Annotated in this window: 21 protein-coding genes and 1 pseudogene; 14 read left to right on the top strand and 8 right to left on the bottom strand. The window is 62.7% G+C overall.

The window, feature by feature from the left end; all coding sequences use genetic code 11:
- Positions 1 to 8 precede the first annotated feature (8 nt).
- The 3 genes and pseudogenes from ykgO to V1286_RS28735 all read left to right on the top strand — a co-directional run bounded on the left by ykgO (position 9) and on the right by V1286_RS28735 (position 1,294).
- Positions 9 to 134 carry a type B 50S ribosomal protein L36 gene (ykgO, locus tag V1286_RS28745; protein WP_002718645.1) on the top strand — a complete coding sequence of 42 codons (126 nt, stop codon included), beginning with the start codon at positions 9 to 11 and terminating at the stop codon, positions 132 to 134.
- 180 nt (positions 135 to 314) lie between these two features.
- On the top strand, positions 315 to 914 hold the full coding sequence (locus V1286_RS28740) for a tetratricopeptide repeat protein (RefSeq protein ID WP_417021287.1): 600 nt from the start codon (positions 315 to 317) through the stop codon (positions 912 to 914).
- 98 nt (positions 915 to 1,012) lie between these two features.
- Positions 1,013 to 1,294 (top strand): annotated as a pseudogene (locus tag V1286_RS28735) (hypothetical protein).
- Positions 1,295 to 1,358: 64 nt separating this feature from the next.
- Here V1286_RS28735 and V1286_RS28730 read toward each other — a convergent pair.
- Complete coding sequence (locus V1286_RS28730; RefSeq protein ID WP_108519921.1) at positions 1,359 to 1,538, bottom strand: hypothetical protein; 180 nt, start codon at positions 1,536 to 1,538, stop codon at positions 1,359 to 1,361.
- A 263-nt stretch (positions 1,539 to 1,801) separates the two neighbouring features.
- Here V1286_RS28730 and V1286_RS28725 point away from each other — a divergent pair, with 263 nt between their 5' ends.
- Positions 1,802 to 2,770 (top strand): alpha/beta fold hydrolase, encoded by a 969-nt coding sequence (locus tag V1286_RS28725; RefSeq protein WP_334485326.1) that lies wholly within the window; start codon positions 1,802 to 1,804, stop codon positions 2,768 to 2,770.
- Positions 2,771 to 2,954: 184 nt separating this feature from the next.
- The gene (locus tag V1286_RS28720) at positions 2,955 to 3,248 is read left to right on the top strand and encodes an antibiotic biosynthesis monooxygenase (RefSeq protein WP_108519923.1); all 294 of its coding nucleotides are present in this window, start codon (positions 2,955 to 2,957) and stop codon (positions 3,246 to 3,248) included.
- A gap of 213 nt (positions 3,249 to 3,461) precedes the next feature.
- On the opposite strand, the gene cycA is transcribed toward V1286_RS28720, so the two are convergent.
- Positions 3,462 to 3,854 (bottom strand): cytochrome c-550 CycA, encoded by a 393-nt coding sequence (gene cycA, locus V1286_RS28715; RefSeq protein ID WP_334485322.1) that lies wholly within the window; start codon positions 3,852 to 3,854, stop codon positions 3,462 to 3,464.
- Positions 3,855 to 4,082: 228 nt separating this feature from the next.
- Here cycA and V1286_RS28710 point away from each other — a divergent pair, with 228 nt between their 5' ends.
- The 6 genes from V1286_RS28710 (at position 4,083) to V1286_RS28685 (ending at position 10,877) form a co-directional block, all read left to right on the top strand.
- Positions 4,083 to 5,576 carry an FAD-linked oxidase C-terminal domain-containing protein gene (locus V1286_RS28710; RefSeq protein WP_334485320.1) on the top strand — a complete coding sequence of 498 codons (1,494 nt, stop codon included), beginning with the start codon at positions 4,083 to 4,085 and terminating at the stop codon, positions 5,574 to 5,576.
- Positions 5,577 to 5,699: 123 nt separating this feature from the next.
- Positions 5,700 to 6,938, top strand: coding sequence for an FAD-binding protein (locus V1286_RS28705; protein ID WP_334485318.1), 1,239 nt, complete (start codon positions 5,700 to 5,702; stop codon positions 6,936 to 6,938).
- The gene (gene glcF, locus V1286_RS28700) at positions 6,935 to 8,263 is read left to right on the top strand and encodes a glycolate oxidase subunit GlcF (RefSeq protein WP_334485316.1); all 1,329 of its coding nucleotides are present in this window, start codon (positions 6,935 to 6,937) and stop codon (positions 8,261 to 8,263) included. Before V1286_RS28705 ends, glcF begins: the two co-directional genes overlap by 4 nt.
- 220 nt (positions 8,264 to 8,483) lie before the next feature.
- On the top strand, positions 8,484 to 8,852 hold the full coding sequence (locus tag V1286_RS28695; RefSeq protein ID WP_334485314.1) for a hypothetical protein: 369 nt from the start codon (positions 8,484 to 8,486) through the stop codon (positions 8,850 to 8,852).
- 413 nt (positions 8,853 to 9,265) lie between these two features.
- On the top strand, positions 9,266 to 10,297 hold the full coding sequence (locus tag V1286_RS28690) for a TorF family putative porin (RefSeq protein WP_334485313.1): 1,032 nt from the start codon (positions 9,266 to 9,268) through the stop codon (positions 10,295 to 10,297).
- A gap of 67 nt (positions 10,298 to 10,364) precedes the next feature.
- Positions 10,365 to 10,877 (top strand): HPP family protein, encoded by a 513-nt coding sequence (locus V1286_RS28685; RefSeq protein ID WP_334485311.1) that lies wholly within the window; start codon positions 10,365 to 10,367, stop codon positions 10,875 to 10,877.
- A gap of 15 nt (positions 10,878 to 10,892) precedes the next feature.
- Here V1286_RS28685 and V1286_RS28680 read toward each other — a convergent pair whose 3' ends face one another.
- Positions 10,893 to 12,641 carry an ABC transporter ATP-binding protein/permease gene (locus V1286_RS28680; RefSeq protein WP_334485309.1) on the bottom strand — a complete coding sequence of 583 codons (1,749 nt, stop codon included), beginning with the start codon at positions 12,639 to 12,641 and terminating at the stop codon, positions 10,893 to 10,895.
- Positions 12,642 to 12,934: 293 nt separating this feature from the next.
- On the opposite strand from V1286_RS28680, the gene V1286_RS28675 reads away from it, so the two are divergent.
- On the top strand, positions 12,935 to 14,599 hold the full coding sequence (locus V1286_RS28675; protein ID WP_334485307.1) for an L-lactate permease: 1,665 nt from the start codon (positions 12,935 to 12,937) through the stop codon (positions 14,597 to 14,599).
- A 690-nt stretch (positions 14,600 to 15,289) separates the two neighbouring features.
- Positions 15,290 to 15,706, top strand: a complete 417-nt coding sequence (locus V1286_RS28670; RefSeq protein WP_334485305.1) for an META domain-containing protein — start codon at positions 15,290 to 15,292, stop codon at positions 15,704 to 15,706.
- A 140-nt stretch (positions 15,707 to 15,846) separates the two neighbouring features.
- On the opposite strand, the gene V1286_RS28665 is transcribed toward V1286_RS28670, so the two are convergent.
- The 4 genes from V1286_RS28665 to V1286_RS28650 all read right to left on the bottom strand — a co-directional run bounded on the left by V1286_RS28665 (position 15,847) and on the right by V1286_RS28650 (position 20,289).
- The gene (locus V1286_RS28665) at positions 15,847 to 16,536 is read right to left on the bottom strand and encodes a hypothetical protein (RefSeq protein ID WP_334485303.1); all 690 of its coding nucleotides are present in this window, start codon (positions 16,534 to 16,536) and stop codon (positions 15,847 to 15,849) included.
- Between the two features lie 157 nt (positions 16,537 to 16,693).
- Positions 16,694 to 17,896 carry a hypothetical protein gene (locus tag V1286_RS28660; RefSeq protein ID WP_334485301.1) on the bottom strand — a complete coding sequence of 401 codons (1,203 nt, stop codon included), beginning with the start codon at positions 17,894 to 17,896 and terminating at the stop codon, positions 16,694 to 16,696.
- A gap of 276 nt (positions 17,897 to 18,172) precedes the next feature.
- Positions 18,173 to 19,819 (bottom strand): chaperonin GroEL, encoded by a 1,647-nt coding sequence (gene groL, locus V1286_RS28655; protein WP_334485299.1) that lies wholly within the window; start codon positions 19,817 to 19,819, stop codon positions 18,173 to 18,175.
- A gap of 173 nt (positions 19,820 to 19,992) precedes the next feature.
- The gene (locus tag V1286_RS28650) at positions 19,993 to 20,289 is read right to left on the bottom strand and encodes a co-chaperone GroES (protein ID WP_057853021.1); all 297 of its coding nucleotides are present in this window, start codon (positions 20,287 to 20,289) and stop codon (positions 19,993 to 19,995) included.
- Between the two features lie 336 nt (positions 20,290 to 20,625).
- Between V1286_RS28650 and V1286_RS28645 the strand changes: the two genes are divergently transcribed.
- Positions 20,626 to 21,141 (top strand): hypothetical protein, encoded by a 516-nt coding sequence (locus tag V1286_RS28645; protein ID WP_334485297.1) that lies wholly within the window; start codon positions 20,626 to 20,628, stop codon positions 21,139 to 21,141.
- Between the two features lie 204 nt (positions 21,142 to 21,345).
- Here V1286_RS28645 and V1286_RS28640 read toward each other — a convergent pair whose 3' ends face one another.
- The gene (locus V1286_RS28640) at positions 21,346 to 22,122 is read right to left on the bottom strand and encodes a protein phosphatase CheZ (RefSeq protein ID WP_334485295.1); all 777 of its coding nucleotides are present in this window, start codon (positions 22,120 to 22,122) and stop codon (positions 21,346 to 21,348) included.
- Positions 22,123 to 22,359: the final 237 nt, after the last annotated feature.

Here is a 22,359-nt window from a genome sequence, read left to right as displayed (position 1 = left end):
ATTGTCCCATGAAGGTCCGTAACTCGTTGAAATCGCTGCGTGGTCGCCACCGCAACAACCGTCTCGTCCGCCGCAAGGGCCGGGTGTACGTGATCAACAAGGTGCAGCGCCGCTTCAAGGCCCGCCAGGGCTAAGCCGCCAAGGGTAAGCCGCCACGGCAAAGCCTTGGGCGCTGAGTCGGCTTTTTCTTCCTCGTTTCACAGGTCTTTGACGACGTACCGCTTTGCGGCGCGATTTTGCGCGTCTAGACTTGGCCTATGATTTTAAGATTCCCGGGTGCCCGTAACTGCCGGATCGTGGTCCTCGCCGCTGTCATGACAGCCGTGCCGGTGGCCGCTTTTGCCCAGGATGACCCCAGGGTCATTCCCCCGCCGAAAGCCCAGAAGAAATTGCCGGAAGCGCCGAGCAAGCTTCCAAAGGTCGGGGCCGATCGCACCCGCGGGCTGGATTTCCTGTTCGGCGCGCTGAAGGCCGCCCCCGATGAAGCCAGCGCCAAGCATGTCGAGGCGCGGATCTGGGCGCTGTGGCTGCAGACCCCGAGCGACACGGCTGCGCTGTTGATGCTGCGCGCCAAGGCCGCGATGGAAGCGCAGAAGGTCGACGTCGCGCTGAAACTGCTCGATGCCGTCATCAAGCTGCGTCCCGACTATGTCGAGGCATGGAACCGGCGGGCGACGCTGCATTACCTGAAGAACGATTACACCCATTCGCTGGAGGACATCCGGCAGGTGCTGATTCGCGAGCCCCGGCATTTCGGCGCGCTGGCGGGCCTGGGCATGATCATGCAGGACCTCGGCGACGAAAGGCGCGCGCTTGAGGCGTTTCGCAAGGCGCTGGCCGTCAATCCGCATCTCGAAAAGGTGCCGGAATTAGTCAAGACCCTCACCGAAAAGGTCGAAGGCCGCGATATCTGATGTTTCGCGGTTAACCCTGATCCCTGACGATTTATGTCAGGCAGGAACAGCGCGTCGCTAACGCGTATTATCGGCTGACTGCGTGACAGGAGCGAGCCATGAAATCATTGCCGCTGGCCAGCGCAATGACCGTTGCGACCGGAACCTGCGCTTTGGCGCAAAGCGGCTATTGGGTGGTCGGCAACCGTGCCACCGCCAAATGCGAGATTGTCACCAGCAATCCCGTCATCATCGCCCAGGTCGGCTGAAATATCTGGTTTGGATCCGGACCCTACAGGTCGATCGACGACGCCAAGCTCGCCCGTTCGGCCATCAGCCAGTGCCCGGCGGTGGAAGAACCGCCCGCAAAGACGCCGGGTGACGAGGACAAATCCAACTAGAGCGTTTTTCCAGCCGTTTCGCGTCAGGAAAACGCGTCGACCCAAAAGGCTCTCATGTACCGCGTTAATGTATCGCGTTGCTGCCGCGGGCCATGCCGTCGAGGCCTACGGCCGCGTAGAATTGCGCCAATTCCGCCTCGAGTTGCTCGTTTACCCGTAGCAGGGCCTTGAGTGCGCCGCGGATGTCGCCATTGCAACTCGCTACGATCTGATCGATGGCGGCTTCGCTTGCGTCGGAAATCATGGGGCATCCTCCGATGATACGCTGGAACAATTTGTAGTGAGCGCCCTTGTTCCTGTGGATGTTGGGTACAATGCAGGCGCCCGGCTACCCCCTAATCAGGCACGCGCACACATGGCGAAAGTGTCAGCGTCACTGTACAAATTTGCCGATGACAGCAGTATGACCCCGCTATCCACAGGTTCGAGGCCCTGTGGACAATCCCGAAACCCGCAACCGATCCGGGCCGTAGCTCGCCGGTGCAGAAAATCAGCCGGAAATTCTCGATGGCGGTAGTGATAGTAGTGGCGGCGCTGGCGGCGCTGCTGGCGCTGATCACGCAAGTCGGCGTTTTTCTCAGCGAACGGGCCCATCCGGCTCGGGGCAGGATAGTTGAGGTGGCGGGCGGAGCCCTCCACATCCTCGATCTCGGCCCGCACGATGCGGCCGGCCCGCCGATCGTGATGCTGCATGGTGCGAGTTCCAATCTTGAGGTGATGCGGCGGCCGGTCGGAGAACGGCTTGCCAGAAAGCACCGCGTGATCCTGATCGACCGTCCCGGGCATGGCTGGAGCACCCGCCTCCGGCTGGAGGATTCGACGCCCGAAATTCAGGGCCGGATGATCGGGGAGGCTTTGGCAAAGCTCGGCGTCGGCCAGGCGATCTTCGTCGTGCATTCCTGGGCGGGCGCCCTCGGCCTGCGCATGGCGCTGGATGAGCCGCAAACTGTGGCGGGTCTCGTGATGCTGGCGCCGGTCGCCTATCCCTGGCCGGGCGGCGTCGGGCGATACAACAAGATCATCGCGACGCCGGTGATCGGCCCGCTGCTCGCCTATACAATCACGCTGCCGCTCGGCCATTTGCTGGCCGAACGCGGCGCGCGCGTCGTGTTCCTGCCGCAGACCATGCCGGACGACTTTGTCAGGGACACTGCGACGCCGCTGCTGCTGCGGCCGCGCGAATTCATCGCCAATGCGCGTGACTTCGTGACGTTAAAGGCGGCTGTGGCCGAGCAAGCGCCGCGCTATGCCGAGATCACGGCGCCGATCACGATCATCACGGGCGATGAATCCGACAAGACGGTCTCGACCTGCATCCATTCGCGACCGCTCGCTGCCGTTGCGCCGAATGCAAAACTGATCGTGCTGCCCGGCGTCGGCCACATGGTTCAGCAAGCGGCGCCCGATCTCGCGATCGCAGAGGTGGAGGCGATGATGGGCGCGATGACGCCGAGGGCGGCAGCGGCGGCCGATTGACGGGTGCGGGAGCCCGGTTCTATCGACGCGCTTTTGCGCGATCAGAGGCGACGGTGACGCCGCGCGTGGCCTGACGGCTCCGGATGGGGTACGATCGCTGTGCGCGGGATTCCGCTGCTCGTCCCGCCGTGGATGAACCTTAAGAGTCGCGATATCGGGCAGCCGACCTTCGAGGGAGAGCGCCATGTACGCCGCCATTCGTCAGGGCAAGGCCAAGGCCGGCAAGGCCGAAGAGCTCACGCGCAGGATCAAGGAAGGCGCGATTCCCGTCATCAGCGGGGTCGAGGGATTCATGGCTTATTACGTGGTCTATGCGCCCGACGACACGGTGATCGCGATCAGCCTGTTCAACAACTTTGCGGCCGCTGAAGAATCCAACAAGCGCGCGCTGGCATGGATCGAGCACGATCTGGCGCCGCTGTTGACCGGGCCGGCCACCGCGATGGCCGGACCGGTGATCGTGCACACGCTGGCTTGAACGGGCGAACTCGGGCGTCGTCTCACCCTCCCCTGGAGGGGGAGGGTCACCGCGTAGCGGCGGGGTGGGGTGACGGTCTCTCCACACCCAACAGTGACCGAGTGGAGAGATCACCCCACCCCGTCTTACATTTCGCTGCGCTCCATGTGAGCCGACCCACGAGCGAGCTCCGCTCGTCTCGGACCCCTCCAGGGGAGGGTGAAGAAACAGCTCTCACTTCGTCTTGCCGTCCTTGTCGAACGAGGAGACATAGGCCCAGAGATCGCCGGCCTCTTTCTCGTTCTTGATGCCGGCGAACACCATCTTGGTGGCGGGAATCTTCGCCTTCGGGTCCTTGATGTATTCGAGGAACACGTCCTTGTTCCAGGTGATGCCGGAATTCTTGTTGGCGTCGGAATAATTATAGCCCTCGACGGTGCCGGACTTGCGGCCGTCGAGCCCGTTCAGCACCGGGCCGACCTTGTTCTTGGCGCCTTCGCCGATTGCGTGGCAGGCCAGGCATTTGTTGAACGAGGACTTGCCGGCGGCAGCGTCCTGCGCCAGCGCGCCCGTTGCTGTGGCCAAAGAGGTAACGACAACCAGCGCGCTCAAAGTCGATGTTTTCATGTGGTGCTCTTCGTTTCTTCCCGGGTAGAGAGGCGGATTTCTTGTGGCAGGACCGCTTGAATTGGACAAGCCACGAAACTTTGACAGTTTTGCCCATGGCCGGCTTGTCCCAGAGAGAACTCATCGTTCGGAGGGACGGCAATCCAACTTTCGGATGGCCTACCCAAACCTTGGTAGACGTGCTTGATTTGGCATCACAAATTCGTTCGCGAGGCTTTGAGGATACGCATGGCCATCATGATGCCGGCTTCCGATCAGGCGGTCCTGGATCGCCGTGACGCCATCGTTACAGCCTTGCGCGCGATCGTGCCAGGCGAGGGCGTGATCGACAGCGCGGCCGAAATGCTGCCCTACGAGTCCGATGGCCTGATGGCGTACCGGCAGCCGCCGATGGTTGTGGTGCTGCCGGACACGACGGAACAGGTCTCCAAAGTCCTGAAATACTGCTTCGAGCACGGCATCAAGGTGGTGCCGCGCGGCTCCGGCACCTCGCTATCAGGCGGCGCGCTGCCGCTGGCCGACGGCGTGCTGCTAGGGCTCGGCAAGTTCAAGCGCATCCGCGAGATCGATTTCGACAACCGCGTGGTGGTGACCGAGCCCGGCGTCACCAACCTCGCCATCAGCCAGGCGGTGGCGCATGCCGGATTCTATTATGCGCCCGACCCGTCGTCGCAGATCGCCTGTTCGATCGGTGGCAATGTCGCGGAGAATTCCGGCGGGGTGCATTGCCTGAAATACGGCATGACCACCAACAACGTGCTGGGCTGCGAGATCGTGCTGATGTCCGGCGAGATCCTGCGCATCGGCGGCAAGGCGGCGGAGAACTCAGGCTACGACCTGATGGGCATCATCACCGGTTCGGAAGGGTTGCTCGGCGTCATCACCGAGATCACGGTGCGGATCCTGCAGAAACCGGAGACGGCCCGCGCCCTGATGGTGGGGTTCGCCGAAGTCGAGGCCGCCGGCGAATGCGTGGCTGCCATCATCGGCGCCGGCATCATTCCAGGCGGCATGGAGATGATGGACAAGCCCGCGATCCACGCCGCCGAAGCCTTCGTCCATGCCGGCTATCCGCTCGACGTCGAGGCGCTTTTGATCATCGAACTCGACGGCCCGAGCGTCGAGGTCGACGAACTGATCAAGCGCGTCGAAGCGATCGCGCAAGCCTGCGGCTCGACGACCTGCCAGATTTCCACCAGTGAGGCCGAACGCAATTTGTTCTGGGCCGGCCGCAAGGCGGCATTCCCGGCAGTGGGCCGGATCTCGCCCGACTATCTCTGCATGGACGGCACCATTCCGCGAGGGGCGCTGCCGAAGGCGCTCGCGCGCATCCGCGACCTCTCGGCCAAATATAATCTGCGCGTCGCCAACGTGTTTCACGCCGGCGACGGCAATCTGCATCCTTTGATTCTCTACGATGCCAACCAGCCCGGGGAGATCGAGCGGGCGGAAGCCTTCGGCGCCGACATTCTGCGGGCCTGCGTCGAGTTCGGCGGCGTGCTCACCGGCGAGCACGGCGTCGGCATCGAGAAGCGCGACCTGATGGGCGAGATGTTTTCGGAAGTAGACCTCAACCAGCAGCAGCGCCTGAAATGTGCGTTCGACGCGCAGGGTCTGCTCAACCCCGGAAAAGTGTTCCCGACGCTGCACCGCTGCGCCGAACTCGGCCGCATGCATGTGCACGGGGGCAAGCTCGCGTTTCCGGATATTCCGAGATTTTGATGATGGCCTTCTCCGATTTTTCAATCGTCATACCCCGCGAAGGCGGGGTATCCAGTACGCGCAGCGCGATTACTGGATCGTCCGCTTTCGCGGACGATGACGGCAACGGGCAGGCGTAACGCCGTGGATACCCTAAAAGTACGTGACGCCAGGGACGTCGAAGAGGCGGTGCGGGCGGCGATCGCCAGCGACCAGCCCCTGGAGATCATTGGCCATGGCACCAGGCGGCTGATCGGCCATCCTATGGCGACCAATGCCGTGCTCGACCTCTCAGGCCTGAACGCGGTCTCCGCCTACGAGCCGAACGAGTTGATCATCACGGTGCAGGCGGGTGCCCCGCTCGCCGACGTGCAGTCGCTGATCGATTCCAAGAACCAGCAGTTCGCCTTCGAGCCGATCGACACTTCCGCGCTGCTGGGCGTGCCCGGCAACGGCACGATCGGCGGCATGATCGGGGCGGGGCTCGCCGGTCCCCGCCGTATCAAGGCCGGCGGCGCGCGGGATCATCTGCTCGGCGCGCATGCGGTGTCCGGCTTCGGCGACAGTTTTAAGACCGGCGGCCGGGTGGTGAAGAACGTCACCGGCTATGATCTCTGCAAACTGTTGGCGGGGTCGTGGGGCACGCTGGCTGTCATGACAGAAGTGACTCTGAAGGTGATGCCGAAGCCCGAGAGCGAGCGCACGTTGGTGCTAAGCGGGCTGGACCACGTGACCGCAAACCGGGCGATGACCACGGCGCTCGGCTCGCCATTCGACGTCTCGGGCGCGGCCCACCTGCCGAACTCGGCATTCCGGCCCGCGACGGGCGAGCTTGCGGGGTTTTTGACGCAGGGGCGGGCGGCCACGCTGCTGCGGCTGGAGGGCATCGCCGCGTCAGTGGCCGATCGCGCTAATTCGCTCGGCAAGACGCTGTCGCCGTTCGGGTCTGTGGAAACGCTGCAGGATGCGGCCTCGGCGGCGGCGTGGGGCGCCATCCGCGACGTCGAACCCTTTGCCGCCAGCGGCGCACTCGGCGCCTGGCCGGTGTGGCGGATCGTCTGTCCGCCGGCTTCCGGCGGCGCGCTCGGCCAGGCTCTGGCGCGCGATAGCGGGGGCGATGTGATCTACGACTGGGGCGGCGGCCTGATCTGGGCGGCATTGCCACCTAAGCCGGACGCGCAGGCGGCTTTGGTGCGTCAGCGCGTCGAGGCGGCCGGCGGCCACGCCTCGCTGCTCCGGGCGCCCGAAGAGACCAGGCGAAATGTCGACGTCTTCCATCCGCAGGCCGGCGGCCTCGCCGCGCTAAGCCAGCGCGTGCGCAACAGTTTCGATCCCAAGATCATCCTCAACCGCGGCCGTATGCTGCTGATGACAGCGACATGAAAACCGAATTCTCGCTCGCCCAGCTCGCCAATCCTGATATCGCCGAAGCCGACAAGATCCTGCGCGCCTGCGTGCATTGCGGCTTCTGCACCGCGACCTGTCCGACCTATGTGCTGCTCGGCGACGAGCTCGATAGCCCGCGCGGGCGCATCTACCTGATCAAGGAGATGCTGGAAAAGGACAAGCCGCCGACAGCGGAGGTGGTCAAGCATATCGACCGCTGCCTGTCCTGCCTTGCCTGCATGACGACCTGTCCGTCGGGCGTGCACTACATGCACCTGGTCGATCAGGCGCGGGTCCGGATCGAGAGGGACTATTCGCGGCCGCTGGCCGAGCGGGCCTTGCGCGCGGTGCTGGCGCGGGTGCTGCCGCGGCCAAAGCTGTTTCGCGCCAGCATGATCATGGCGCGGCTCGCCCGGCCGTTTGCGGCCCTGCTGCCGGCGTCAAATGCGGCCGCGACACCCGGCCTGTTGCGGCGGATCAAGGCGATGCTGGCGCTCGCGCCGAACGGCCTCCCGGCGCCGGGACCCTCGGGCGGCAGCGTCTTTCCGGCCATCGGCGAGCGACGCGGACGGGTCGCGCTGCTGCAGGGCTGCGCCCAGCAGGTGCTGGCGCCACGCATCAACCAGGCCGCCATCAGTCTCCTGACGCGCCATGGCATCGAAGTCGTCCTGGTCAAGGACGAGCAATGCTGCGGCGCGCTCACCCATCACCTCGGGCAGGACGGCGACGCGCTGGCGCGGGCCCGCGCCAACATCAACGTGTGGAAAAAGGAAGCGGAACAAGGCGGCCTCGACGCCATCCTGATCACGGCATCGGGCTGCGGCACGGTCATCAAGGACTATGGTTTCATGCTGCGCGAGGACCGCGATTTCGCTAGCCCCGCAGCGCAAATCTCCGCGCTGGCAAAGGATATCACGGAGTTTCTCGGCGGCATTCAACTCGCGCCAACGACACAAAAAGGCGACGTCACAATCGCCTATCACTCCGCCTGTTCGCTGCAACATGGGCAGAAAATCACAGGCCTTCCGAAAGAATTGCTTTCCAAGAATGGATTCGTGGTGAAAGATGTGCCCGAGAGCCATTTGTGTTGCGGTTCGGCGGGGACCTACAACATTCTCCAGCCCGACATTGCGAGCAGATTGCGCGATCGGAAGATCGCCAATATTGCGACAGTCAAACCGGACATGATCGCTGCAGGCAATATTGGATGCATGGTTCAGATTGCCGGCGGTACATCAGTTCCTGTGGTGCACACGATTGAGCTTCTCGATTGGGCGACAGGAGGTCCAAAGCCTGGATCGATCGGCCAGGGATTGAATTGATCGATCGGCCTACGGGCAAGATCCGGAACGTCTGCCCCCCGCGTGTGGATGGCGGGATCGGCATCCGGTTTCCTCGGGACAGACGCGAAGCGTTTGCCCGGAGATCGCGCCCGGACAGGGGATAGAGTAGGAGGGCACTTCGAAGAAGTGTCGTCCCGGTCTGGCCCACGGACTATTCGAAGCGCTCGACAGACATGGACAGCGGCAACAGGAGGACCAGATGGCGAAGAAGAGTAAGAAGGGCAAGAAGGCTAAGAAGGCCAAGAAGGCCGTAGTGGCGAAAAAGAAGTCCGCCAAGAAGGCGTCAAGGAAGGCCGCGAAGAAATCGGCGAAGAAGGCTGCCAAGAAGGGCGCAAAGAAATCCGCCAAGAAGGCCGCCAAGAAGTCAAAGGCTGCCGCACCGAAGAAGGCTGCAAAGAAGAGCCCGGCGAAGAAAAAGAAGGCGGCTGCCAAGCCCGCCGCGCCCAAGGCGGAGCCCGCGATGGCCGCGCCAGAGCCGGAACCCGCGCCTGCACCGAGCTGGGCCACCCCGGAGCCGTCTGCACCCTCATGGGGGTCCGGCTCGTCCAACGGCGGCGACCACAACTAGACGGTCGCCTGCTGGAATAACGTTTCTAGAGGCCGCAGCGTCCAGCGCTGCGGCCTTTTTCGTGCGGGCTGTTTCGTGAGGTGTCCCGAGCGACCGGAGCCGTATTTTTATGGGAAGGTTGATTCGCAAAAAGGCGTCCTCCGGTATTTCGCCGCTGCTGCTTTTTTCAGTTCCGCATGTCGCCCTGACAGCACGAAACCCTAAAAATTGTTGTGAGAATGCAACACACGCGGAGAAGATTTATCGAAATGGTCAAAGCGCCTAAAAAGGCGGCACATGCTTGCCTTTTTTGCTTCACGATCGTGATGCCGCAGACCACTGTGTGACCACGTTAAGACATTTGGCCGCAGTCGGTTGTCGTTTGCCCTGGGGGGCCGGAACGGGACTGTCAAGAAGGGTGGATGGGGATCGTCATGAAGAAACTGGTTTTGTTAGCAACGGCGCTGGCAATGGTATCGGGTTCGGCTCTCGCTGCGGATCTGCGGGTAAAGGCCGTCAAGGCGCCGCCGCCGGTCGCGTTCGATCCCTGGGATATCGCCTTCGGCGCCGGCATCACCAACGATTACATCTTCCGCGGCATCACCCAGTCCAACCACAAGCCGTCGGTCAACGTCTATTTCGAGCCACGCTACAACGTCACCAAGGACTTCCAGCTCTATGTCGGTCTGGGCGGAGCGAGCATCTCGTTCCCGAACCGTGCGGCGGCTGAAGTCGACGCCTACGGCGGCGCCCGCCTGACGGTCGGCCAATTCGCCTTCGACGTCGGCGCCTGGGGCTATCTGTATCCGGGCGGCACCTGCCAATACGGCGCAGTCAACGCATTTAATGGTGGGACGACTGATGCCGCCGGCGTTCCGCTTAGCGCCGAATGTCTGCAGAACGCGCTAGTAAACAGCAACGTTCTGAAAAAGGACGTCAGCTTCTTCGAAGTCTACGGCAAGGTGAACTACACCTTCAACGACAACTTCTCGCTGGGCGGCAACGTCTACTATACGCCGAGCTTCCTTAACAGCGGCGCCGAGGGCACCTACGCCTCGATCGTCGGCAAGGCGATCGCGCCGAGCACCTGGTTTGGCGCCAGCGGCATCGGCATGTACGTGTCGGGTGAATTCGGCCGCCAGTGGCTGGGCACCTCGGACTCGTTCTACGGCACCGCGCTGTTCCCGAATGGCATCAACTACGCCGACTACAACACCTGGAACATCGGTGTCGGCTTCACCTACAAGGTGTTCACGCTGGACTTCCGCTATTCCGACACCAACCTGTCGAAGGGTGATTGCAACGCCTTCACCAGCGACTTCTCGGCCCGTGGCAATATCAACGGGACCAACCTCGGCACGTTCGTGACCCCGATCAATCCGTCGGGCGTCGGTTCGAACTGGTGCGGCGCGGCCGGCATCGTCAAGCTCTCGGCTGACCTGACCGCGATGACCAACCTGAAGTAAGATCTTCCTGTCGAAGACGAGGGGGCGGCAGAGCGATCTGCCGCCCCTTCTCTTTTGGGTGGCGCGGATGAAACGGGATTGGCGGCGCGTAGTGCGGCAAGCGATCTCCCGCAACGATCACCGCAACGTGGTGGCGGGCGCGGTCGCAGGACTCGGCGGCGCGATTGCCATCGGCGTGATGGAGTTGTTCTCGTTCGCCGCGCATTATCCGCTCGCGGTGATCCCGTTCGCCACCTCGATCGTGCTGGTGATCGGCTCGCCGGACGTCGAGCCGGCGCAGCCGCGCGCTCTAATCGGCGGTCATCTGATATCGGCGCTGGTCGGGCTTGCCGTGCTGAAGCTGACCGGGCCGCAGGCCTGGGCCGCGGCCGCCGCCGTCGGCCTTGCCATTCTGGCGATGTACGTGACCGGGACGTTTCACCCGCCGGCCGGCATCAACCCGCTGCTGGTGGTATCAGGCAATCTGCCCTCGACGTTCCTGCTGGCGCCGGTGCTTGCCGGCGCGCTGCTTTTGACCGCGTTCTCCTATCTCTGGCACCGCGGAGTGCGCCGCCAGCCCTGGCCGCGGCGCTGGTGGTAAATCCGGGCTACGGGTCTATGTCGTTCGTGCGGTCGGCTTTTCGTCCCGTAGCGCAAACCGTTCACCATCGCGCACCAGGCTGACATTGCGCTGATGGAAGGCATCCAGTGTCGAGCGATGGCCGATCGAGACGATGGTGGTCGCCGGCAATTTCTTCTCGAGCAGTTGATACAGTGCTGCTTCCGAAGGTTCGTCGAGCGACGCCGTCGCTTCGTCCAGGAACAAATACTGCGGCGTGTGTAGCAGCGCGCGGGTCAGTCCAAGGCGCTGCTGTTCTCCGAGCGAGAGCGTCCGGTTCCAGTGCCCGTGTTCGTCGAGTTGCGACGCGAGCCTCGGCAGTCCTGCCTGCTCGAGCGCGCCGCCGATTTGCCCGTCGGTGAACGTCCCTTCCTTGGCGGGGTACTCGATCGCGCCTCGCAGCGATCCGGTCGGGAAATACGGTCGCTGCGGCAGCATCATCATTGTTGCCCCCGCCGGAATCGAAATCGAGCCGGTCCCGAACGGCCAGATGCCGGCAATGGCACGGAACAGCGTCGATTTGCCGGAGCCCGAGGGCCCGGTCACCAGCGTGCGCTCGCCCTTGCGCAAACTCAGTCCGCTCGCGTTCACCAGCGGCGTTCCGTTCGGCAGCCGCAGCGCCAGCTCCTTGAGGTCGATGGCGCCGTCGCCCTGCGAGGCGACGACGTGAATTCGATCGCTCTGCTGGGCGAGTTCTCTTGCCGCTGCAATCCCGGCCTCGAACCCGTCGAGACGGTTCACCACAGCCTGCCATTCCGCCAGTTGACGATAGATGGTGATGAAGAACGAAAGCGCGCTCTGCACGTTCGAAAACGCCGATGCGGTCTGCATCATGCCGCCTAGCTGGATCTTCTCCGCGAAGTAAGCCGGCGCCACCAGGATGTAGGGAAAGACTACCGAAGCCTGATTATAGCTGGCGGTGAACGCCGTTATCTTCTTGGTCCGGTTCATGATGGCGAGCCAGTTCTCCACCACGCGTCCGAAGCGAACCAGAAGGCGCTCGCGCTCGGCCTGCTCGCCGTGCAATAGCGCAATCTGTTCGGAGTTTTCCCGCACGCGGACCAGGTTGAAGCGAAAATCCGCTTCAACTTGCTGTTGCCGGAAATCGATGCCGACCAGTGGCCAACCGATCAGATGGGTTAGCACGGTGCCGAGCACCGAATAGATCAACGCGCACCAGACGAGGTAGCCGGGAATTGCATATTCCTGGCCGAACAGGTGCAGCGGCGCGGCATTCGAAAGGCCCCACAACATCACGACAAAGGACGCCAGCGTGACAATCGAGTTCAAAAGGCCAAGGCTGATATTGAGCGTGCGATCGACGAACAATTTGACGTCGTCGGTCATGCGCTGGTCGGGGTTGTCGGCGGCATCCCCCTGAAGCTGCATCCGGTAGTGATTGGCCTGATGCAGCCAGTCACCGAGATAGCGCGCGGTCATCCATTGCCGCCAGCGGATCTGCAGCCATTGATTGAGATAGAGCTGATAGACCGCCAGCACGATGAAAATGCTGACAACGACGCTGAAATAGATGATCTCGCTGACGAAGGTGTCCCAGTTCCGATCCTGCAGGGCGTTGTAGAAGCGGGCGTTCCACTGAGTGATCAGGACGTTGATGCCGACGATCGCAAGCTCAATGGCAATCACGGCGGCCAGCAGTCCGCGGCCGGCCCATTTGTCTTCGGAGCGGAAATAGGGGGCGGAGATGCGCCACACCGTGGCGAGCGTCGGGCGGAGGTTGTTCACAGATCACCGTCTCCGGAAATGGGGCTTAAAGCCCTGAAGGGATGCAGGAATTAGGGTCTACTACTAAGGTTATGGAATTGGCTGCCTGCGGCGACTTGTCGCGGCTTCCGGCCAGACCCTAGCATGGCTGTGACGGCGAGGGGCGGCGGCCATCGAACTTCGCGAGGTTGTGAGCGTTGGCGATGCCAAGGCGGCTCAACCCCGCTTTTCCACGGTTGTTCCCGCGAATCGCTCAACTCGCGTCTGGCCATCCACGCTGGCGGGCGCGCCAATAACAATGTGGGAGAACCGCAATGTGGGACCAACACTATAATCCGCTTGGCAACGCCGCGCTGTCGACGATCGCCGCCGCCGTGCCCGTCGTCACGCTGCTGGTGCTGATCGCCAGCGGCAAGGTCAAGGCGCATCTCGCGGCCATCATCGCGCTGTTCGTCGCCAATATCATCACCATCGGCATTTTCACCATGCCCGCCAACATGTCGATCCGTGCCTCGTTGCTCGGCGTCGTGATCGGTTTCTTTCCGATCGGCTGGATCGTGCTCAACGTCATCTTCCTTTACCGCATCACGGTCGAGACCGGCCGGTTTGAGCTGCTGCAGCGGGCGATCGGCGGCGTCACCACCGATCGCCGGCTGCAACTGCTTTTGATCGCATTCGCGTTCGGCGCGTTCTTCGAAGGCGCGTCCGGCTTCGGCACGCCGGTCGCGATCACGGGCGCCGTCCTGATCGGCCTCGGCTTCTCGCCGCTGGCAGCCTCCGGCCTTTCGCTGATCGCCAACACCGCGCCCGTCGCCTATGGCGCGCTCGGCACGCCGATCCAAGGGCTGGCGTCGGTGACCGGCCTCGACCCCTATGTGCTCGGCGCGATGGTCGGCCGGCAATTGCCGTTCTTTTCGCTGATCGTGCCGTTCTGGCTGATCTGGGCGTTCGCCGGTTTTCGCGGCATGATCACGATCTGGCCGGCCATCCTCGTCACCGGCGTTTCGTTCGCGGTCCCGCAATTCGTGATCTCGAACTTCATCAATCCCTGGATCGTCGATATCGGCGCGTCGCTGATCTCGATGGGCTGCCTGATCCTGTTCCTCCGGGTGTGGCAACCCGGCGAGCTCTGGACCTCTGCGGCGCTGCGCGGACGCGATCAATCGGCTGCGACCATGGCGCCCGCCAAGCCGCTGGATACGGCGAAGCTGAGCCAGGCGCAGCTCTGGAGCGCGTTGCTGCCGTGGATCATCGTCTGCGTCGTGATGCTGATCTGGGGCACCGGCGCGTTCAAGAACTGGGCGAATTCGATCTTCGTCTGGAAATATCAGGTGCCCGAGCTGCACAACATGATCAACAAGGTGCCGCCGGTGGCCGCGAAGCCGACGCCCGAGGCCGCGCTGTTCGACTTCACCTATCTGTCCTTCACCGGGACCGGCATGCTGATCGCCGCTGTTATTTCCGGCTTCCTGATGGGCTTCTCGCCGCTGAAGATGGTCGGCGAATATGGCCGCACCATCCGGCTGTGCGCGATCTCGCTGATCACGATCTCGGCGATGCTCGCGATCGGCACGCTGACGCGGCTCTCCGGTGTCGACGCCACGCTCGGCCTCGCCTTTGCCGCTACCGGCGTGCTGTATCCCTTCTTCGGCACGCTGCTCGGCTGGCTCGGCGTGGCGCTGACGGGATCGGACACCGCTTCCAACGTGCTGTTCGGCAATCTGCAAAGGATCACCGCCGAACAGCTCGGCCTGTCTCCGGTGCTGATGGCCGCCGCCAACTCCTCCGGCGGCGTCATGGGCAAGATGATCGACGCGCAATCCATCGTCGTCGCCTCGACCGCAACCAACTGGTACGGCCACGAGGGCTCGATCCTGCGTTATGTGTTTCTGCATTCGATCGTGCTGGCCTGCCTCGTCGGCGTGCTGGTGACGCTGCAGGCCTACGTTCATCCGTTCACGATGATGGTTTTGAAATAGCGACGCCATCAAGAGCAACCGACATGGTCCCCGCGCGGCCGACATCCCCGGGTCTTCAACGTGTGTCCGCACTTTCGGGGTTGACCCATTGCCGAGGTTGCTGCGTGTCGCGGCAGTATTAGTCCAAATCGCGAATATAAAATGTTGGTTACGGCTCTTTGCAGCCACAACTTGCCTGATATTGCTTTTTCAACCCGCGAGGACACGCTATAGGTGGCGCATAAGCACAATCAAAGGTGGTTCAGTGCCCCCTATGCCAACTCAACTCCGCTCTATCGCGCCGGCTGTCGGCGCAATGTGGTTTATGTGCTTCCTGATAGCTTATACGCTCACCGGCAGACAGGCCTCGCTCTGGCTTGTAATCGGCACCGGCATAGTGGCTATTGCCCTGGTATGGCTTGTGAAATCACGCGGCTCTAGCGCCTGAAGTGCCACCGCACGCGGACGGTCCGGCTTTGAAAACAACGCGGATATGCCGGGCGGGCCGTCAAGTCGATCCCACGCTGCAACTGCTGCAACTCGAGACCAGACTATCAATTCGGAGGGATCATCCCGCTATCGACGTTGGCTGCCGAAGAGTCGCGCCTCGCCTTGCATCGCCGACATGCGGCATATTCGAAAGCTTCTAGCCAATCGCGTCGTTGTTCACTAGAACGGCGTGCGGTGTTGGGTTTGAGTTCGAGAGGTCGCATGATTTCGTTCGCACGTATGTTTCAGGCGGGCGCCGCTTCGCTCTTGCTGATCGCAACCGCCCTGCATTTCAGCCCGGCGCTGGCCGATGACGGCTTTCCGTTCGGAACGGAAATGCAACTCGACGTGAACCGCCAGCCCGGCTCCAAGCGGATACCCAATCTGGAGATCGGCGATGCCGGCGAGGTGGTGCTCGAACTCTGGTGCAAGGGCGGCAAGGGCCAGTTTTCGGTTGCCGGCAACACCGTGATCTTCGTCGCCGGCGCGATGGAAAACCGGCCCTGTCCGCCGGACCGGGCGCAAGCCGATGACGAGTTGATCGCGGCGCTGACAGATGCCGGCACCTGGAAGCGGCAGGGCGATTTCGTGTCGTTCGTCGGCGCGAAGACGCTGCGGTTTCGCATCAACACGAACTAGAGCACGATCCGGAAAAGTGGACACCGGTTTTCCCTCGGGACAAACGCGGAGCGTTTGCCCGGAGATCATGCTCAAACAAGAAGATGATCGACGAGCATGATTCGACTCAGTTGAAGCATGCTCTAGCGCGGAAGGCCCGGTTACTGCGTCGCGATCAATCCGCTGGCGGTGGCAATGACCCAGCGGTTGCCCCAGCGCACGATGGACTCCACGCGTCCTAGCCCGGGAATGGTGTCGCCGCGTGCGGCCATCCGGATTCCGTCAGGACCTTCGAGAACAGCGGTGCCGTCCCTGACATCGACCACCGTCCAGCCGGGAATCGTCGCCGGCTTGGTTTCCGGCGCCGCCACCAAAGGCTGCCGCATCGCGATCGCAGCGGCCGAAGGGCCCGCATTTGCCTGGGGGGCCGGGCCCGCAGACGGGCGTGCACCGCCCGGCAACAGGGCGGGTGGCTTAGGAATGCTCCCGACAATGGCGGGCGAATCGGACGCGGATGCCGTCTTTCGAGCGCCTTCAATCCTGCCGCTCGATCGTGCCTCGGAAATTCGCGGCGCGGGCGTTTCTTTCTGCGCTAGTTCCACAAGGCCGAGCTCGCTTGCGAACTCGGGCCAGTTCAGGCCGCCGGCCCATCCCAGTCCAAAGCTTGCCACCAGTGCGACAGTGACCAGCAAAGCGGCGCGTGCCTGATCGCCAAATGGCTCCCGCACCACCAATACTTCGTCGCGATCGGATTTGAGGAAATTCCACAGGCCCGCGGGTGGCTGCGGCCGCCGGTCGCGAACCACATTCCCCGACCAAATTTCAAAGGTACTCGGCTCGCGGTCTTGCATGGCGTGACCCAATTTTCGGTGAACCGATGATGTTCCCGGAAGCTGAATCGAATCTTAACAATCAAAGCCCGGGACCGGATCATTTGCGCACTGGTCCGCTATGGGGGCATTGACGCGTGCGCAGCCTGCCGGTCACCCTGTCGTGCCGGCATGCGGATCACTTCCACACCGACTTGTCCGCGTCCCAGCGCTGGCCCTTGAACTCCTTGGCCAGGGCCTCGACCGAACCATTGTCATCCTTCGGTTCGCCGCCTTCCTCGTCGCCGGTGGACTCTTCCGACAGGTTCAGCTTGGGGCCTGTGCCTTCATCTGCGGTGGTAATCACCGGGCTCGAGATCCACAGCATCAGCCGGTCGGTTGCGCCGGGTTTGTCCGGCGAGACCAGCGCGGTGACCTCGACGGTTTCGGTGAGCCCGAGCGGCGGATAGACCGGGCTCGGCCGCTTGAAGGTCAACGTCAGTTTTCCGGTATTGGCGTCCCAGTCGGCGCCCGCCGCCTTGGCTGCGAGCGTCCTGGAGAGAACGGCTGATATCGCCGATGCGATCTTGTCCTTGTTGATCTTGTCGCCGTCGCGCCATTCGGCGGCCGCAAAGCGGATGGTGCGGTCCATCTCGACAGAACCGCTGGTCCATCCCGCCGCAACCACGCCCGGCATCGATTTGGCCTTGGCAATCAGCGCGGCCGTGCGCTCCGGATCGGCCGTGAGGTTGATGGTCTGCTCGCCGGCGCGCAGCGCATCGCAGGAGATCGAAAGGCTCGAGAGTCCGACCTCGACAGCCTCGCCCTTCAGGCTTTTGAGGAAATCGAGCGCGGCGTCGAGCTTGACCCGCACGCCGAACGCCTCCGGCGAAACGTCGGTAAAATCCTTTGGCGCAGGGGTGATGCCGTCGTCGCTGGTCTGGTTGTCGAGGAATTCCTTCTCGCTGAGATCGGAATTATCAGTCGAGGTCACTTCGGTCACGGTCTGGCCAATCGTGATCTGGCCGCGGAACTCGAAGGTGTCGCCGACAGGCTTACGCGACAGCTTGACGATGACCGGCTGCTTGTCACCGAGGCTCTGCGTGGTGCCCGTCAGGTTCTGCCCGTTGAGGACGGCGAGATTGGCGACGAAGCGGTCCTTGCGGTCGGAGCCCTTCGCGACGGGGTAGCAGACGTCGAGGGTAGCTGCGATGACGTTCTTGCCCTGCCGGGTTTCCTTTAGGATGACGTCGGCATTGCCGTCCATCAGGCCGTCGATCGCGGTGAAATAGCGCGTCTCGATGGCGCCCGGCGCCGTCTTGGAGGGAAGTTTCATCTGGGCGAAAGCGAGGCCCGGGGAGACCGTGATCAGACCGAGCAGGAGAAGGAACCGCGCGCGCATATGAAATTCCCTGAAACGATGGAATCGGCAGGGGTCGTAAGTAGCAAACCCCGGCAGCGTTTTCGAGCCAAGCACGTCCTGAACCGGATCGGGCGCGCTTCATTGCCAAAAAAGCCAAAAAAGAAGGCCGCCCGGAGGCGGCCTTCGATCTGTTTACTCGGGAAAGCCGGGCTTTATAGCGTTTTCGAGCGAAGTGGGTACCGGTTCGCGTGAAGAAAACGCGTCAAAACAAGAATCTAGAGCTTCGGTTCTGATTCAATCAGAACCGATAATGCTCTAGAAGCCCATGCCGCCCATTCCGCCCATGCCGCCGCCACCGCCGGGCATCGCCGGCGCCGGCTCTCTCGGCAGTTCGGCGACCATGGCTTCGGTGGTCACCAGCAGGCCCGCGACCGACGAAGCGTCCTGCAGCGCCGTCCGCACCACCTTGGCCGGGTCGATGATGCCCTTGTCGACCATGTCGACATATTCCTCGGTCTGGGCGTCGAAGCCGAAGGTCTCGGACTTGTTCTCGAGGATCTTGCCGACCACGATCGAGCCTTCGACACCGGCGTTTTCCGAGATCTGGCGAACCGGAGCTTCCAGCGCCTTCAGCACGATATTGATACCGGCCTGGACGTCGGAATTGTCGTTGTTGATGCGGCCGACGGCCTTCTTGGCGCGGAGCAGCGCCACGCCGCCGCCCGGCACGATGCCTTCCTGCACGGCCGCGCGGGTCGCGTTGAGGGCGTCCTCGACGCGGTCCTTCTTTTCCTTGACCTCGACTTCGGTCGCGCCGCCGACGCGAATCACGGCGACGCCGCCCGCCAGTTTCGCAAGGCGCTCCTGCAGCTTCTCGCGGTCGTAGTCCGAGGTGGTTTCCTCGATCTGCGCCTTGATCTGCGTGACGCGGGCTTCGATGTCCTTCTTCTTGCCGGCGCCCTTGACGATCGTGGTGTTCTCCTTGTCGATCACCACCTTGCCGGCGCGGCCGAGCATGTTGATGGTGACGCTTTCGAGCTTCATGCCGAGTTCATCCGAGATCAGCTGACCGCCGGTCAGGATCGCGATGTCTTCCAGCATCGCCTTGCGACGATCGCCGAAGCCCGGCGCCTTGACGGCGGCGACCTTCAGGCCGCCGCGCAGGCGGTTCACCACCAGCGTCGCCAGCGCTTCGCCCTCGACGTCCTCGGCGATGATCAAAAGCGGACGGCCGGACTGCACCACGGCTTCCAGCACCGGCAGCATCGACTGCAGGCCCGACAGCTTCTTCTCGTGCAGCAGCACGTAGACGTCTTCGAGTTCGGCCGTCATCTTTTCGGCGTTGGTGATGAAGTAGGGCGACAGGTAGCCGCGGTCGAACTTCATGCCCTCGACGATGTCGACTTCGGTCTCGAGCGACTTGTTCTCCTCGACCGTGATGACGCCTTCATTGCCGACCTTCTGCATCGCCTGGGCGATCATCTTGCCGATGGCGGTGTCGCCGTTGGCCGAGATGGTGCCGATCTGGGCGACCTCGGACGAAGAGGCGACCGGCTTGGCGCGCTTTTCGAGATCCTTGACGACGGCGTGGACCGCGATGTCGATGCCACGCTTCAGATCCATCGGGTTCATGCCGGCAGCGACCGACTTGGCGCCTTCGCGCACGATCGCCTGCGCCAGCACGGTCGCGGTGGTGGTGCCGTCGCCGGCGGTGTCGTTGGTCTTGGAGGCGACCTCGCGCAGCATCTGCGCGCCCATGTTCTCGAACTTGTCCTCGAGTTCGATTTCCTTGGCGACGGTGACGCCGTCCTTGGTGATGCGGGGTGCGCCAAAACTCTTCTCGATCACGACGTTGCGGCCCTTCGGACCGAGCGTCACCTTCACCGCGTTGGCGAGAACGTCGACGCCGCGCAGCATGCGGTCGCGGGCGTCGCCGGAAAATTTAACGTCTTTGGCAGCCATTTGAATTGCTCCTGGAATGATGGGTACGGCCCTTGCCGCGTTGTTAGCTCGTCATTGCCGGGCTTGACCCGGCAATCCATCGCCTGCGTAAGACTCTTCAGAAGAATGATGGATGCCCGGATCAAGTCCGGGCATGACACCTGTGGGTGCGGTTACCGCTCGGATCTATCGGCTCAGCTCAGCACGCCCATGATGTCGCTCTCCTTCATGATCAGGAGTTCCTCGCCGTCGAGCTTGACCTCGGTGCCCGACCATTTGCCGAACAGCACGCGGTCGCCGACCTTGAGGTCGATCGGAATCAGCTTGCCGGCCTCGTCGCGGCCGCCCGGGCCCACGGCGGTGACTTCGCCCTGCGACGGCTTTTCCTTGGCGCTATCGGGAATGATGATGCCGCCCTTGGTCTTCTCTTCGGCATCGATGCGCTTGACCACGACGCGGTCGTGCAGCGGACGGAATTTGGATTTGGCCATGACGTCTCCTCTTGAAGTTCCATGGAAGGCGTGGTTTCAGGTCTGTGCCACGAAAATGGCTGATAATGCCGCGTATTCGACGCCGCCCCGGGCGGGACAGCATGACCCTTAGCAATCGTCGGATTTGAGTGCTAAACGTGGGGCCGGGGAATATGGCTTGGCGCTGATCCTGTCAAGCAAACAAGGGGGTTAAGGCCTTCTTGAGGCCAATATAGGATGGTCCCACAGAAACCAAATCGGCGCAGCGGCGTAATTTAACGGACGTCATTGCTCCGGCAGGCTTTTTACGATTGGCTGCTTGACGGGAGCGGCCAAGGAATTGCTCGGGGGAATACGATGATCAGCTCACGTAATGCGCGTACGGTTGCCAATCTGGCGATCGCATCGGCGCTGACGATCTTGCTGGCAGCGTGCAGCAGCATGAGCCTGCCGTCGCTGTCGTCCAGTTCGGCGCCCGAGGCCGAGCCCGGCGTCGCGCCCGATATGCCGGCCACCATCCGCTCCGACGAGATCGTCGGCCGCTGGGGCCTCGCCTCGTTCCAGAATCCCAACGACCGCGCCCGCACCGAAGCCGCGGCGCGCGGGCAGTGCAAGCAGCCCTATGTGATCGGCGCCGGCACCTCCGGCGGTGTTGTCATGCATCTGGCCGACCAGGCCACCCCGCAGGAACTGCGCCTCAAGGGCAGCCCGAGCGGCAAGAATTATATCGGTCCGCCCGGCCCGACGCCCGGCGAGCAGGACCGCGAGATCGTCTCGTTCGACGGCCGCGTGCTCGTGACCCGCTTCATCGAAAAGGATGCCGCGGTCCGTTACGGCAACATGGTCTATGTCCGCTGCGCGCCGCGGGCGTGATTAGACGCCGTCATTCCGGGGCGATGCGAAGAATCGAACTATGGTGCGCAATTGCGCACCTGAGAATCTCGAGATTCCCCGATGCGCAATTGCGCATCTGAGGTCTGGTGCTAACGCACCATCCCGGAAATGACCGCGCAAAAATCAACAAAAAACGCCGGCAGCTAGCCGGCGTTTCCATTTAGTCTGCGTTAACCAGTTCGATCAATCGAACAGCGCGTCGATGTCGTTCTGCGAGGCGTGACCGTCGTCGCCGTCCAGCTTCGGGCCGTTCAGCAGCTTGGCGTCGCCTTCGCGGGTATCGACGATCGGCGGGGCGTGCGCCTTGATGGCATCGACGCCACCCCAGATTTCCATCATCTCGATGATGTGCTTTTCGATGAATTTCATCGTCGTCATCACCTTGCTGATGCGCTGGCCCGTCAAGTCCTGGAAATTGCAGGCTTCGAAGATCGCGACGACGCGTTCCTGGATTTCCTCGCTGAGCAGCTTTTGCTGGTCGGGCGAGATGTTCTTGGACAATGCGGTGGCGGCCTGGTCGATCGCCTCGACGGCCTCGAGAATCTGCTGGGTGGCCTGTTCGGTGCCGCCGACGACGGCGCCGAGCTCGCCATTGACCTTGGCCATTTCCTGGCCGTCAAAGCTGTTGCCGTGCAGGGTGGCGATTTCGCGCTTGGTGCGGTTGATGGCGTCGTGAATGAGATCGAGCTCGACTTTCAGCTTCGCGCACTGCTCGATCTGGGCGCGGTAGGTTTCCAGCAACGCGTGGGCATCCGCGGTCTCGCGTGCGATATCCGTGGCGACAGTCGAACCGTCGCGGGTGTGGCCGAAGCCCGCCATCTGTGCGCGGATCGCGCGCAGCTCGGCCATGATCTCACGATGCATCGGGCCGATCTCGCCGCCTTCGGCGGCAGGCATCATAATTGGCGCGTCGCCCAGAAGGGCTTGTTCAATACGAAAACGCTTGCGATTGACCGACATGAGTTTTTCCCACCCCTACACTTCCGTGTGTGTTCTAGACCGATGCGATTTAACGTGAGGTTCACGCCGGAACGCGTCATGGTCGCGGTTTGCCCGCGGCCGCATACCAACGATTAACCATGAGGGGCGGCGTTCATGCAAAATAAACGCTACCGGGCAAATCAGCGCGCGATTGCCGAAATGGTGAATCGAAACGGCTGATCTGTTTACCAAACCGATTAGGTTTTGATTTGTATT

Source organism: Bradyrhizobium algeriense (assembly GCF_036924595.1).
In the GTDB taxonomy this organism is placed as follows: Bacteria; Pseudomonadota; Alphaproteobacteria; order Rhizobiales; family Xanthobacteraceae; genus Bradyrhizobium; species Bradyrhizobium algeriense.
Note: the sequence above shows the minus strand (reverse complement) of the source record. Positions and strands in the feature narration are given on the sequence as shown.

Excerpts from the sequence above, each read along its gene's own strand:
- V1286_RS28670 (WP_334485305.1), top strand. The coding sequence starts at position 15,290 with ATGATTTCGTTCGCACGTATGTTTCAGGCGGGCGCCGCTTCGCTCTTG.
- cycA (WP_334485322.1), bottom strand. The coding sequence starts at position 3,854 with ATGAAAACATCGACTTTGAGCGCGCTGGTTGTCGTTACCTCTTTGGCC.
- V1286_RS28740 (WP_417021287.1), top strand. The coding sequence starts at position 315 with ATGACAGCCGTGCCGGTGGCCGCTTTTGCCCAGGATGACCCCAGGGTC.
- ykgO (WP_002718645.1), top strand. The coding sequence starts at position 9 with ATGAAGGTCCGTAACTCGTTGAAATCGCTGCGTGGTCGCCACCGCAAC.
- V1286_RS28645 (WP_334485297.1), top strand. The coding sequence starts at position 20,626 with ATGATCAGCTCACGTAATGCGCGTACGGTTGCCAATCTGGCGATCGCA.
- V1286_RS28665 (WP_334485303.1), bottom strand. The coding sequence starts at position 16,536 with ATGCAAGACCGCGAGCCGAGTACCTTTGAAATTTGGTCGGGGAATGTG.
- V1286_RS28675 (WP_334485307.1), top strand. The coding sequence starts at position 12,935 with ATGTGGGACCAACACTATAATCCGCTTGGCAACGCCGCGCTGTCGACG.
- groL (WP_334485299.1), bottom strand. The coding sequence starts at position 19,819 with ATGGCTGCCAAAGACGTTAAATTTTCCGGCGACGCCCGCGACCGCATG.
- V1286_RS28720 (WP_108519923.1), top strand. The coding sequence starts at position 2,955 with ATGTACGCCGCCATTCGTCAGGGCAAGGCCAAGGCCGGCAAGGCCGAA.
- V1286_RS28725 (WP_334485326.1), top strand. The coding sequence starts at position 1,802 with ATGGCGGTAGTGATAGTAGTGGCGGCGCTGGCGGCGCTGCTGGCGCTG.
- V1286_RS28710 (WP_334485320.1), top strand. The coding sequence starts at position 4,083 with ATGGCCATCATGATGCCGGCTTCCGATCAGGCGGTCCTGGATCGCCGT.
- V1286_RS28730 (WP_108519921.1), bottom strand. The coding sequence starts at position 1,538 with ATGATTTCCGACGCAAGCGAAGCCGCCATCGATCAGATCGTAGCGAGT.
- V1286_RS28685 (WP_334485311.1), top strand. The coding sequence starts at position 10,365 with ATGAAACGGGATTGGCGGCGCGTAGTGCGGCAAGCGATCTCCCGCAAC.
- V1286_RS28650 (WP_057853021.1), bottom strand. The coding sequence starts at position 20,289 with ATGGCCAAATCCAAATTCCGTCCGCTGCACGACCGCGTCGTGGTCAAG.
- V1286_RS28690 (WP_334485313.1), top strand. The coding sequence starts at position 9,266 with ATGAAGAAACTGGTTTTGTTAGCAACGGCGCTGGCAATGGTATCGGGT.
- V1286_RS28695 (WP_334485314.1), top strand. The coding sequence starts at position 8,484 with ATGGCGAAGAAGAGTAAGAAGGGCAAGAAGGCTAAGAAGGCCAAGAAG.
- V1286_RS28660 (WP_334485301.1), bottom strand. The coding sequence starts at position 17,896 with ATGCGCGCGCGGTTCCTTCTCCTGCTCGGTCTGATCACGGTCTCCCCG.
- V1286_RS28640 (WP_334485295.1), bottom strand. The coding sequence starts at position 22,122 with ATGTCGGTCAATCGCAAGCGTTTTCGTATTGAACAAGCCCTTCTGGGC.
- glcF (WP_334485316.1), top strand. The coding sequence starts at position 6,935 with ATGAAAACCGAATTCTCGCTCGCCCAGCTCGCCAATCCTGATATCGCC.